The organism is Neotabrizicola sp. VNH66, from assembly GCF_049445895.1.
Taxonomy (GTDB): domain Bacteria; phylum Pseudomonadota; class Alphaproteobacteria; order Rhodobacterales; family Rhodobacteraceae; genus Pseudogemmobacter.
This window is the reverse complement of record NZ_JBMSDW010000003.1, coordinates 413066-424633: the sequence shown is the minus strand read 5'-3', so window position 1 is coordinate 424633 and position 11568 is coordinate 413066. Positions and strand designations below refer to the sequence as shown.

Sequence of the window (11568 nt, the reverse complement as noted above, 5' to 3'; positions counted from 1 at the left end):
CGCAGCGACCGACAAATCCGTCTCCACCATCCGGCATCCGCGCGCTCCTCCAGCTTCAACCCTCCTTCTGAAGGCTGCGGCCGCGATAGAACACGCGCAAAATCAATGGGGCAGAGACGGCGCATACAGATGTTCCAAACCTGATCGAGAAGCGACTCATCCACGGGATCAAAAGCGCACTTCGGGACCGTGTTCACCGTACCAGTTACAGCAACGCCTTGGCGGCGAAAGTCGTTGTAAACGTCAGGGATAACCGGGCCGTACTGCCACGCTTCAATGCGGTTCCCGAACAGCGGCTCATTCTGGGTCTCTAGGTGCCAGCCGTGCGCGATGTAGGTCAGCTTGAGAAGCGACATGATGGACAAAGTCCGACCTTCCCGCTGAGCGCTGGTTACGAACCAGTTCGCAACTTGGCGGGCATCGTAGGTCATCTGTAGGGTCTCGGTAGCGGGAAAAGTAGGCAGCCGTTGTGGTGCAGGGTAGGTTTCCCTTAGCCAGTATATAGGAAGGTGTGGATAAAATGTGAACAAGAAACCACGGGCGGGCGGCGTTGCGGACGGCAAGGTGCTGCAATCAATTGCAAGAATGTGACCGTAGCCGCCGGAGTGATCAGCCCTTGTTCCGACAGCTTGGGCAGGTGATCCGCTCCGACTGACTGCCGGAGAAGCCGCAGGCCGGGCATTCCTCGGAGTCCCGCTCTCGCGCCTTGCCACCGCAATAGCTGCAAGGCGTGGGCGGTAAGGTCAGGACGCCAGTCCCGTGACAGGTGGGGCAGTTTCTACGTTTGATCATGTAGCGCAGTGTGTGGCCATGATGGGGGCTTGTCTAGCACTATGTCTTGCGGAATCTATTTGGACGAAAGCAGAACATATGCTAGATGTGGTGTCAGTCATCTATTGGAGTCACCCATGTCTAAGAATGGCAAAGGCACTTCGGGCGGTGTGGCATCTAAGGCAGGTTCGATACTCGGCAACCCGAACGCTTCGGCAACTGCCCGCAGCCTAGCGGGGTCGGCGCTGGCGCAGGCCGGGACAGCCAAGCAAACGGGCGCGAGGATGGAAGATCGCGCCTCGCAGGTGCTGTCCAGCTCGAAGTACAGCGCGGGCACCAGGTCGCTGGCCGGATCGGTCCTGTCGCAGGCGAACAAGAACCGCTGACGCGGTTCCGCACCATGAGGGCGGTGTGTCCAGCCCCGCCTTCTCCTTTGTTGTAGATGTTGTTGTTGTAATAAAAACAACCACAACCAAATGGCTGTGTGTCACCCACCCTCGGCCACGGTGACACACACGCGGAAAAACCTGCCACCCGCCGGAAGGCTGCAACACAACAACACTCACAACAATCTTTGTATTACAACAACTTAGAAAAATCCATGTTGCAACAGGCTACAACAGAAAAGGGCCGCTGACGCGGCCCCTGTTCAATTCTGCACCTCGGCAGGCTCCATCTCGCGTCCCGTCCGGTCGCGGATCATGTCCCGGATGATCGACAGCCCCGGCAGGTGATACATCGGCGTGTTGAACCCGAACGCCTGCCACGCATATTCGGCATCCTGCGCGCCCTCATCAAGGGTCTGCCGCTCGCCCGTCACCCGCGCGCCCTTGGGCCGGTCGAGTTCCGCACCGAAGAGGCGCTTCCAGACAGCCGCCGCCGGGCGCATATCGCTGTCATACCGACCGGCGAGGCTGCGAATCCAGTCATCCAGCGCACGGGCCGGGATGCGGTTCTCACCGTCACCCAGCACGATCCGCATGTTATGCCCCCCGTCGCGCCAGATGAATTCGCCGTCTTCCAGCATCCGCAGGAATGCCTTGTCCGACGCCCGCTGATTTCGAAACCCGGCAGCAGAAACTGAACGAGGCGGGCGTCTAGGAAACCAGGGGCACCTCAGTCGTCGGTCACAATGATGGCTTCGGGCAGATCGCGATCTTCGCCGAGGATCCTGGCTGTGGAGTCGAGGGAGCAGGGATGCGTGGCGGCAGTCCTCACGGGCGGCCGCCCGCACGGCTGCCAATGGCTTCCAGTTCCTCGGCAGCAGCGCGTCGGTCCGGTTGATCTTGTGATCGCGGATGCGAACCAGGATGTCGGCCAGACACGGCCGGCGTCATCCTGTCAGTCCTGATTCCGCGCCGGTTTTTGGCGGCGGGCATGCCGTTCAGGCATTGTGCCACCCGTCGGAAACGGCCGGAGACACGGTCAAAGACCCCTCGGCAGGATACCGTGCCACCGGGGCCGATACAGCCCGTTCCTAGTCTTGGTTGGCGTCCGGGCGCTCCGGCGCGGGGTCATCCGGGAGATCCTCCTCGCCCGATTGGCCGGGTATCACGTAACCGCCCCCCAGCCAGCGTGCGAGGTCCAGATCCGCGCAGCGGCGCGAACAGAACGGGCGCCAGGCCGCTTCCGTGGCTTTGCCGCAGATCGGGCAGCTCATGGCCAGACCGAGGCCAGCGCCGGCCGGTCGCGGCGGCGGGTCAGCTCGTAAAGGCCAAGCGTGGTCCAGCCGGCCAGATTGGCCTCCCCCTCGGCCTTGAAAGCGGCCTTCATCACCTGATCCAGGATATGGCGGTCGCGCTTTGGCATGGGGGCAAAATCCACCACGATCTGGCCCCCCAGCCCGCGCAGCCGCAGCTGGCGCGGAAGATCGCGCGCCGCCGCGACATTGGCCTTCAGCGCGGCGGCGGGCGAGGTGTCATTGCCCGTATTCACATCCACAGCAACCAGCGCGCGCGTGGCTTCGATCCACATGGAGCCGCCGCCGTCCAGCGGAACTGCGGGCGACAAGAGCGCGTCCAGCGCCTCATCCGCGCCCAGATCGGCAAAGCTGCCGTCCGCATCCAGCACCTCGTCCGGGGCGGGGTCCAGCCAGTCGCGCCAGGCCAGGTCATGAGCCGAGGGCGCATCGACCAGAAGCTCCGGCTCTCCGGTCAGATCCGCCAGCACGGCTTCGGCCAGTGCGCGGGTCCGGGCGAGATCCTCTGCGACCTCAGCCTCCTCCGCATCGGCACAGGCCGACCGCAGGATCAGTCCGAGGTCCCCGGCCGCCCCCTTCATTCCGGCAGCCGCAAGGGCCTCCAGCGCGGCGCGGGCTTCCTCGTCACGGATCCGGCGCGAGATGTTCAGGCCCGGTGCCTCGGGCGTCAGGATGGCAAAGCGGGACTTGAACAAGAGGCGGGTGGTCACCGGCAGGGCCTTGCCCGGTTCCGGCGCGGGGCCGGAAACCTGCACCAGCAGCCGCTGGCCCGGCGCGATGCCACCAGTCTGCCGCAGAAAGCCCTTTTCGCCGCCGGGCAGGCGCAGGAACATGCCGCCCTGCCCCTTCATCGGCCGGTCGGCCACGCCGCGGCAGATGGCGCCGGGCTGCAGCCCCTCTTCGCGCGGGTCAAGCGCCAGATCCTCCAGCCGTCCGTCCACCATCAGCGCCGCGGCTTCGCGGCCATCGTGGTGGTCCAGAAGAACGACACGTCCCTTCATGCGGCCCTCCAGACCGGCCAGCCCGCCGCAGTCAGCAGCGTGGCGGTTTCCGCAATGGGCAGCCCCATGATGCCGGTGAAACTGCCCTGCATCCACGGGATAAAGGCCCCGGCCAGACCCTGAATGCCATAGGCGCCAGCCTTGCCCTGCCATTCACCGCTGGCGAGATAGGCATTCAGTTCATCATCGGACAGCCGCTTCATCTTCACGGCCGAGACGCTTTCGCGCGCCCAGATCCTGTCACCGCGGCGGACGGCTACGGCGGTGATCACCTCGTGCCGACGCCCGCCCAGCAGGGTCAGGAAACGCGCAGCCTCGGCCGCATCCGCGGGTTTGCCCAGAATGCGGCGGCCAAGGGCCACCGTGGTATCGGCACAAAGAACCAGATCCGCCGGCCCGGCCGCGACGGCCATGGCCTTTTCCCGGGCCAGCCGCGCCGCATAGGGCCGCGGCAATTCGGCTTTCTTCGGATCTTCGTCGATGTCGGGGGGCAGGATCGCGTCGGGGAGAACCCCCAACTGCGCCAGAATCTCTTTCCGGCGCGGCGAGGCAGAGCCGAGGATGAATCTCAATTTACTTGAAGCGATAGTTGATACGGCCCTTCGACAGGTCATAGGGGGTCATTTCGACCTGCACCTTGTCACCCGCCAGAACACGGATCCGGTTCTTGCGCATCTTGCCTGCCATCGTCGCGATCAGTTCATGGCCATTTTCGAGTTCGACCTTGAATGTCGCATTGGGCAGGAGTTCCTTCACGACACCGGGGAATTCGAGAGTTTCTTCCTTGGCCATGCTCACTCCGCATAGGGGTTATGGCCCGCGGGGACCGCAGGCGCTGGTCCGCGGCATATGCGCTTCGAATCGCGGATTTTCAAGGGAATTCTGCGGCCCCACCCGTGCGGGGGCGCTGCCCCCGTCCTTCTGACGAAGGACTCCCCCGGGATATTTAGCCCAGTATGAATGGGCAAAGGTCTTTCATACTGGTCCAAATATCCCCGCCGGAGGCGTCCGCCCGCTCTGCGGGAGACGAAGGGCGGGTCAGAGGGCGCGCATCCAGAAGTGCAGCGGCTTTTTCGTCTCGGCGTGCTCGCCCAGATCCCGCCAGCTGAATTCGGCCACCGCACCGGGAACCGGGGCATAGCCGCGCTTCGCCCAGAAGGCATCATTGCTGCGCGGATCGGCCGGGCGCAGCGGGTGATCCGCGGGCCGCAGGACCGAGCAGAATGCGAGATGGGTATCCCCCAGATCGCGCGCCCGCGCCTCGCGCAGGTCGAAGAAGCGGTGGCCGATCCCCCTGCCCCGGTATTCGGGCAGCAGCACCGATTCCGCGGCGTAATAGATCTGTTCGACCGGTAGCCCGATGCGGCGCAACGGTTCGGCGAACTCCTCCGCGTGATCCTCCATGGGCGAGGCGGTTGCCGCGCCCACCAGCCGCGCCCCGTCGAAGGCGCCCACCACAAGGGCACCGGGGCTGTCGCGGTAGACCTGAAGATAGGCCCGCTCATAATCGAGCGAGCCGTCGTAAAGATAGGGCCAGTCGCGGAAGACGGCGATGCGCAGCCGCGCCACATCCTCCAGCGCGGCACCAAGCGCCTCTCCGGTCAGGGCACGGACCTCGGTCATGCCGAGACCTGCGCGACCCAGTCATTCAGGTTGTAGAAGGTGGTGATGCGGGCGATCCTGCCGCCCTTCACCTCGAAGAACGATCCCGCGGGCAGGATGTATTTCTGACCCTTCGCTTCCGGCAGGCCGGGGTCGGTCTTCAGATATTCCCCGTGCACCACGAATTCCGCCGCCGCGCGGCTGCCATCGTCATTCACGAAGATCACGATATCCTTCAATTCCTCGCGGTAGCTGACACCCATATGCGCACCGAATTCTGCGAATTTCTCGCGGCCACGGCGGATGCCACCCTCATTCACCCGATGCTCGACATCATCGGTCACCAGCGCGGTCATCCCTTCGGGATTCAAGGCGTTGAACGCGGCGTAATAGGTTTCGATCAGCTGGCGGGTTTCGGTCGCGGACATCCGGGTCTCCTGTTGTTGCGGCAGAAGATACCCCGCCGTCGGCGCAGGGAAAGCCCGAAAGCGGCGGGGCGCGGCGGGAAAACCGACACGCCCCGGCCGGGATCACAGCGCCGCCAGCGCCGCCGCCACGGTTTCCGCCATCGGCGTGGTCGGACGGCCGATCAGCCGCGACAGCGTGTGGCTGTCATCGTCCAGCGCCCCTTTCGACGCCGCGAAATCCGATTCCGCCAGCACCGCGGCAAAGCCCGCGGGCAGGCCGAAACCTTCCAGCGCCTTGGCATATTCCGCCTCGGGCAGGTTCACATAGGCCACCGGTTTGCCCGACTGGCGCGCCACTTCCGCGGCAAGTTCGGCCCCGGTGAAGGGGGCATCGCCCGCCAGCTCATAGGTTTTGCCGGCATGGGCCGCGTCCAGCGCGGTGACCGCAATCGCCTCGGCATAATCCTTGCGCGCGGCGGCGGCATAGCGCCCCTCGCCGGCCGAACCGATGATCGCGCCATGCTGGATCGCCGCGCCGAGCGCACCGGTCAGGTTCTCGGTGTACCAGCCGTTGCGCAGAAGCGTGACCTCCAGACCCGAAGCCGCCAGCAGCGCCTCGGTCTTGGCATGATCCGACGGCAGGAACTTCATCGGCGACGAGGTGGCCTTCAGGATCGAGGTGTAGAGGATGCGTTTCACCCCCGCAGCCTTGGCCGCGGCAATGACATTGCCGTGCTGGCCCGCCCGGTCGGTGAAATCGTTGGACGAGATCAGGACCAGAACATCCACCCCGGCAAGGGCCGCTGCATCGGGGGCGTTGTAGTCGAAGGCCCGGGTCTCCACCCCCAGATCGGCGGCCTTCTCCGGGCTGCGGACAAGGGCGACGGGGGCGGCGCCGCGCGCCTTCAGCGCGGCGATGGCAAGGCGGCCCAGCTGGCCGGTGGCTCCGGTGACGGCGATGGACATGATGGTCTCCGTTCAGATGTTGACGGGAACAGCAATACCGGAATACTTACGAAACAGAAGTACGCACTTTTTTGTAAGTATGACACAGGGGCGCACATGACCTTGTCCAGCGATGCACAGACCCTTCTCAGCCGCTTTCAGCGCGGCAATGTTCTGGCGGCGGATTGCCCGTCCCGCCCGGTGCTGCAACACCTGACCAGCCGCTGGGGCACGCTGGTCATGGTGGCGCTGGCCGCGCAGCCCCACCGCTTTGCCGAGCTGCGCCGTGCCGTGGGCGGGGTCAGCGAACGGATGCTGAGCCAGACCCTGAAAGAGCTGGAAGCCTGCGGCTTCGTCCTGCGGGTGGCCCATGCGGTGGTGCCCCCGCATGTCGATTATTCCCTGACGCCCCTGGGCCACGAAGCCGCTGCCCGGCTGATCCCGCTGGTCACCTGGATCGAGGACAGCCTGGACCGGATCCTGGACGGTGCGGGGCGCCGGAACCCGGGAACGATGATCCCAGGCCGCGAGCCGGCGCTCTGATGCGCCCGGTCCGCGCCGCTTCGGCCGCAGGCGGATCTGCACATGAACCCAAGAGGCCCGACCAGATCAGGGAAAGCGCGGACAAATCAAGCTAGGGGGCTTTGGGGGGAAGGTTTCAGGGAGGATTTGAATATGATCATCGTCTTCGGACCCTTCGAGGTTTCGTCTTTACCGTCTTCCCCGGCCTTTCCTTTCTTTTCCACGCCTGTTGCTGACTTGGGCTGTGGATCGCTGGCAGAGGAAGAGGAGGGGAAAGGGAAGGAAAGAAAGTATGATCGCTTGGTGCCGGTATCGGTGCTTGAGTTGGTGCCTCGACTGGTACAGGTGTCGGCAACTGCGTCGGGGCATGCATTGGGCCTAAGTCATTGGCAATTCTCTGCATATTCTGTGGTCTGCCGAGATACTTCGAAGCCTGCTCGGTTGGCATAATGAAGGCTTGAACACCTGCCTTTGGCACCCTGTGCCTTTCTGACCAAATCATTGCGTCACGCCTTAGAAAAGCCAAAGCGTCCTTGGTTTGTTCGAAGGACAGGCCAGACCATTCGGCCCATTGTTTCCGAGGCCACGCAGCCCACTTACCCGCTTTGCCGCGCACCGAGAATGTGGACCTTCGCCAGCGGAAGATGACCTCTTTGAGCAACTGCCGGGCGTTGGGGTGAAGCAGGCGCCACGCCTTGAAGTCTGCTTAGTCGTGGATGGGATATGGGGCGTTGTTCACAGCATGACACCCTGTGTCGAATGCAGCAGTGCGCTCGCCCTCCGTTGGTGTGGCGTCCACGTTGTCGCCGACGTGTTCACAAAGGGTGAGCATGAGGCGAACATTTCCCCCAGATAGCATGGGGAAACTTGGGGAATAGTCTTGCTTCGTTCCTTGGGGAAAAGGGAGTTTCCGTCCTAGTTTTTTGAATTTATCGTTTTTAACAGGAGGAAAAATGGTGCTGCAAGAGAGGATTGAACTCTCGACCTCTCCCTTACCAAGGGAGTGCTCTACCACTGAGCTACTGCAGCCGCCTTCGGTGAGGCGGGGAGATAGACGCAAAGCTTTGCCTCTGCAACCCCCTTTTCGCACCGCTCTCTGGACCGCATCTGTCCGGTGCGGTAGGGGAAGGGCATGCAGGACGATGCCCCCCTTCCGAAGGCCCTGGCCCGTGGCAAACCGCCAAGGGAAAAAGGCTCTGCCGACCCGCGCGCGGACCGGCTGAAGGCCGCGCTGAAGGCCAATATGGCCCGGCGCAAGGCACAGGCGAAGGCGCGCGCGGCCGGTCCGGCCACAGACGACAGCGAAGAAAATCACAAACAAGACGAGGCATGAGGCAGCAATGGATTCGATTCTGGTCAAGGGCAACGGTCCGCTGAACGGGGTGATTCCCATTGCGGGGGCGAAGAATGCCTGCCTGACGCTGATGCCGGCCACGCTTCTGAGCGAAGAGCCGCTGACGCTGACCAATGCGCCGCGGCTGTCGGACATCCGCACCATGACGCAGCTTCTGCAAAGCCTTGGGGTCGAGGTCAGTGCGCTGCAGGCGGGCAAGGTCATCACCATGTCCAGCCATTCCGACATCAACCCGGTCGCGGATTATGAGATCGTGCGGAAGATGCGGGCGTCGAATCTGGTGCTGGGCCCCCTCTTGGCGCGGCTGGGCCATGCGGTGGTGTCGCTGCCCGGTGGCTGTGCCATCGGCGCGCGGCCCATGGACATTCACATCGACGCCCTGGCCGCTCTGGGCGCGGAAATCGACCTGCGCGACGGCTATCTGCATGCCACGGCGAAGGGCGGCCTCAAGGGCGCCGTGCATGAGATGCGCTTCGCCTCCGTCGGCGCGACCGAGAATTTCGTCATGGCGGCGACGCTGGCCAAGGGCACCTCGGTCCTGAAAAATGCCGCGCGCGAGCCGGAGATCGTCGATCTGGTAGCCTGCCTGCGCCGCATGGGGGCGGAGATCGAGGGCGAGGGCACGCCCACCATCACCATTCAGGGCGTGGACCGGCTGCGCGGCGCCACCCATCCCGTCGTGACGGACCGGATCGAACTGGGCACCTATATGCTGGCCCCGGCGATCTGCGGGGGCGAGGTGGAATGTCTGGGCGGGCGGATCGACCTGTTGTCCGCCTTCTGTGAAAAGCTGGATGCGGCGGGGATTTCCGTCACGGAAACCGCGAACGGCCTGAAGGTCGCGCGCAAGAACGGCCGGGTGCGGGCAGTGGATGTGGTGACCGAACCCTTCCCCGGCTTCCCCACCGACCTGCAGGCGCAGATGATGGCGCTTCTGTGCACGGCCGAAGGCACCAGCGTGCTGGAAGAAAAGATCTTCGAGAACCGCTTCATGCATGCGCCGGAACTGATGCGGATGGGGGCAAAGATCGAGGTTCAAGGCGGCCATGCCACCGTGCATGGGGTGGAAAAGCTGCGGGGCGCGCCGGTGATGGCCACCGACCTGCGGGCCTCGGTCTCGCTGATTCTGGCAGGGCTAGCGGCCGAGGGCGAGACTTTGGTCAGCCGGGTCTACCATCTTGACCGCGGCTATGAGCGGGTGGAGGAAAAGCTGCGGGCCTGCGGCGCGCAGATCGAACGGGTGGCGGGGCACTGATGGCAGACGCGCGGTTCGAAGACGGGGATGAAGGCCCGCTGCATCTGCTGGCGCAGGAAGCGGCGGATGTGACGGTGCTTTCGGCGCTGGTGCAGGATGCGGTCCTGCCGCTGGCCGAGATGAAGCTGGACCGGCCGCGCCGCCGCTTTGCCGCGCTTCTGAACCGCTTCCGCTGGGAAGACCGGGAGGCCGCCGAACGCGCGGGCCGCCCGTTTGAACGGGTGCGCAGCCTGCTGACCGTTGACGGCGTGCTGTCCGCGCGCACCATGGGCATCGACCTGCGGGAAAAGGAGGCCGTCCTGTCGGTCCTGTCGCTGGACTGGCTGCCGGGCGAAGACGGGTCCGGGCGGCTGACGCTGGTTCTGGCGGGCGACGGTGCCGTCGCGCTGCAGGTTGAGGCGCTGGACCTGCGGCTGGAGGATGTGACGAAGCCCTATCTCGCGCCCTCGCGGAAGATGCCCTCGCACGGAACGGATTGAGACCGGAAAAGCAGGCGCACTGCGCCCCGGTCCGACCGGCATTCTTTGCGGGCCGGGAACCTTGCCGCCCTGCCCCGCGCGGGCTAAGGGAGGCCTGAGCCGAGGAGCCCGCCCATGCCGCATTTCCTGAACACCACCGACCCGGATTTCGAAGCCGCCTTCACCGCGCTTCTGGGCATGAAGCGCGAGGATTCGCCCGAGGTGGACGAGGTGGTGGCCGCGATCATCGCCGATGTGCGGGCACGCGGCGACCGGGCGGTGATCGACTATACCGCGCGGTTCGACCGGCTGGAGCTGACGCCGGAGACGCTGGCCTTCACGCCCGAAGAGATCGAGGCGGAATGCGCCAAGGTCGCGCCGGAGGATGCCGCGGCGCTGTCGCTGGCGGCGCAGCGGATCCGCGCCTATCACGTGCGCCAGATGCCGCAGGATGCCAACTGGACCGACCCGGACGGCGCCACCTTGGGCTGGCGCTGGTCGCCGGTTTCGGCCGCGGGGCTTTATGTGCCGGGAGGGCTGGCGTCCTATCCGTCGTCCGTGCTGATGAATGCGATCCCGGCGAAGGTGGCGGGGGTCGAGCGGCTGGTGATCGCCTGCCCGACGCCGAGCGGGGTGGTGAACCCGCTGGTCGTGCTGGCCGCGCGACTGGCGGGGGTGGACAGGATCTGGCGGATCGGTGGCGCGCAGGCGGTGGCGGCACTGGCCTATGGCACCGAAACCATCGGCGCGGTGGACAAGATCACCGGGCCCGGCAACGCCTATGTGGCCGCCGCGAAACGCCGGGTTTTCGGCCGCGTGGGCATCGACATGATCGCCGGCCCGTCCGAGATTCTGGTCATCGCCGATGGCACCGCCGACCCGGACTGGGTGGCACTGGACATGCTGTCTCAGGCCGAGCATGACGAAAGCGCGCAGGCCCTGCTGGTAACGCCCGATGGCGCCTTTGGCCGCGCGGTGGTGGCCTGCATCGAAAAGCACCTTGAGGTGCTGGAGCGGCGCGCCATCGCCGGGGCCAGCTGGCGCGATTATGGCGCGGTAATCGTGACCCGCGATCTGTCCGAAGCCGCCGCTCTGTCCAACCGCGTGGCGCCGGAGCATCTTGAACTGTGCACCGCAGACCCGGAGGCGCTGGCGAAAGAGATCACCCATGCGGGCGCCATCTTCCTGGGCCAATGGACGCCAGAGGCGATCGGCGATTATGTCGGCGGGCCGAACCACGTCCTGCCCACGGCGCGGTCGGCCCGCTTCTCCTCGGGCCTGTCGGTGATGGATTTCCTGAAACGCACCACCTTGGCGAAGATGACGCCCGAGGCGCTCCGCGCCATCGGCCCCGCCGCCGAACGTCTGGCCATCAGCGAAAGCCTTCAGGCCCACGGGCTCAGCGTCCGGGCAAGGCTGGACCGGCTGAACGGCTAGGCATCTGCGGCGGGATCGCGGGGGTTTTCCACCCCCGCACCCCCGGAGGATATTTTTGAACAGATGAAGGATTGCGCGGGCCGGGGCCGTCGGGCATCTAGGGTCTGAGTTTTCCTG

14 protein-coding genes and 1 tRNA gene are annotated in these 11568 nt (G+C 65.1%); 5 read left to right on the top strand and 10 right to left on the bottom strand.

Annotated features, from left to right (window positions below; all coding sequences use genetic code 11):
- The 9 genes from ACO2Q5_RS06845 to ACO2Q5_RS06805 form a co-directional block, all read right to left on the bottom strand.
- The coding region (locus tag ACO2Q5_RS06845; RefSeq protein ID WP_423289244.1) for a Panacea domain-containing protein at positions 1-431 on the bottom strand (431 nt) is incomplete at its 3' end.
- 989 nt (positions 432-1420) lie between these two features.
- Positions 1421-1798, bottom strand: coding sequence for a hypothetical protein (locus tag ACO2Q5_RS06840; protein WP_423289242.1), 378 nt, complete (start codon positions 1796-1798; stop codon positions 1421-1423).
- A 450-nt stretch (positions 1799-2248) separates the two neighbouring features.
- Positions 2249-2431 (bottom strand): DNA gyrase inhibitor YacG, encoded by a 183-nt coding sequence (locus ACO2Q5_RS06835; RefSeq protein ID WP_423289240.1) that lies wholly within the window; start codon positions 2429-2431, stop codon positions 2249-2251.
- Positions 2428-3471 carry a ribonuclease E/G gene (locus ACO2Q5_RS06830; protein WP_423289238.1) on the bottom strand — a complete coding sequence of 348 codons (1044 nt, stop codon included), beginning with the start codon at positions 3469-3471 and terminating at the stop codon, positions 2428-2430. The genes ACO2Q5_RS06835 and ACO2Q5_RS06830 overlap by 4 nt, the downstream gene beginning before the upstream one ends.
- Positions 3468-4043, bottom strand: a complete 576-nt coding sequence (locus ACO2Q5_RS06825) for a Maf family protein (RefSeq protein ID WP_423289236.1) — start codon at positions 4041-4043, stop codon at positions 3468-3470. Before ACO2Q5_RS06825 ends, ACO2Q5_RS06830 begins: the two co-directional genes overlap by 4 nt.
- Position 4044: 1 nt before the next feature.
- Positions 4045-4263, bottom strand: coding sequence for a translation initiation factor IF-1 (infA, locus tag ACO2Q5_RS06820; RefSeq protein WP_202658930.1), 219 nt, complete (start codon positions 4261-4263; stop codon positions 4045-4047).
- A 246-nt stretch (positions 4264-4509) separates the two neighbouring features.
- Positions 4510-5094 (bottom strand): GNAT family N-acetyltransferase, encoded by a 585-nt coding sequence (locus ACO2Q5_RS06815; RefSeq protein ID WP_423289233.1) that lies wholly within the window; start codon positions 5092-5094, stop codon positions 4510-4512.
- Positions 5091-5501 (bottom strand): ketosteroid isomerase-related protein, encoded by a 411-nt coding sequence (locus ACO2Q5_RS06810; RefSeq protein ID WP_423289231.1) that lies wholly within the window; start codon positions 5499-5501, stop codon positions 5091-5093. Before ACO2Q5_RS06810 ends, ACO2Q5_RS06815 begins: the two co-directional genes overlap by 4 nt.
- Positions 5502-5603: 102 nt before the next feature.
- A complete protein-coding gene (locus tag ACO2Q5_RS06805) occupies positions 5604-6446 on the bottom strand; it encodes an SDR family oxidoreductase (protein ID WP_423289229.1) in 843 nt (280 codons plus the stop codon).
- Between the two features lie 96 nt (positions 6447-6542).
- Here ACO2Q5_RS06805 and ACO2Q5_RS06800 point away from each other — a divergent pair, with 96 nt between their 5' ends.
- Complete coding sequence (locus tag ACO2Q5_RS06800) at positions 6543-6968, top strand: winged helix-turn-helix transcriptional regulator (RefSeq protein ID WP_423289227.1); 426 nt, start codon at positions 6543-6545, stop codon at positions 6966-6968.
- 933 nt (positions 6969-7901) lie between these two features.
- Here ACO2Q5_RS06800 and ACO2Q5_RS06795 read toward each other — a convergent pair.
- A tRNA-Thr gene (locus ACO2Q5_RS06795) sits at positions 7902-7976 on the bottom strand.
- 103 nt (positions 7977-8079) lie between these two features.
- Between ACO2Q5_RS06795 and ACO2Q5_RS06790 the strand changes: the two genes are divergently transcribed.
- The 4 genes from ACO2Q5_RS06790 (at position 8080) to hisD (ending at position 11451) form a co-directional block, all read left to right on the top strand.
- Positions 8080-8280 (top strand): hypothetical protein, encoded by a 201-nt coding sequence (locus ACO2Q5_RS06790; RefSeq protein WP_423289225.1) that lies wholly within the window; start codon positions 8080-8082, stop codon positions 8278-8280.
- 7 nt (positions 8281-8287) lie between these two features.
- Positions 8288-9556, top strand: a complete 1269-nt coding sequence (murA, locus tag ACO2Q5_RS06785) for a UDP-N-acetylglucosamine 1-carboxyvinyltransferase (protein WP_423289223.1) — start codon at positions 8288-8290, stop codon at positions 9554-9556.
- A complete protein-coding gene (locus ACO2Q5_RS06780; RefSeq protein WP_423289221.1) occupies positions 9556-10035 on the top strand; it encodes a DUF2948 family protein in 480 nt (159 codons plus the stop codon). Before murA ends, ACO2Q5_RS06780 begins: the two co-directional genes overlap by 1 nt.
- A gap of 114 nt (positions 10036-10149) precedes the next feature.
- Complete coding sequence (gene hisD, locus ACO2Q5_RS06775) at positions 10150-11451, top strand: histidinol dehydrogenase (protein ID WP_423289219.1); 1302 nt, start codon at positions 10150-10152, stop codon at positions 11449-11451.
- Positions 11452-11568: the final 117 nt, after the last annotated feature.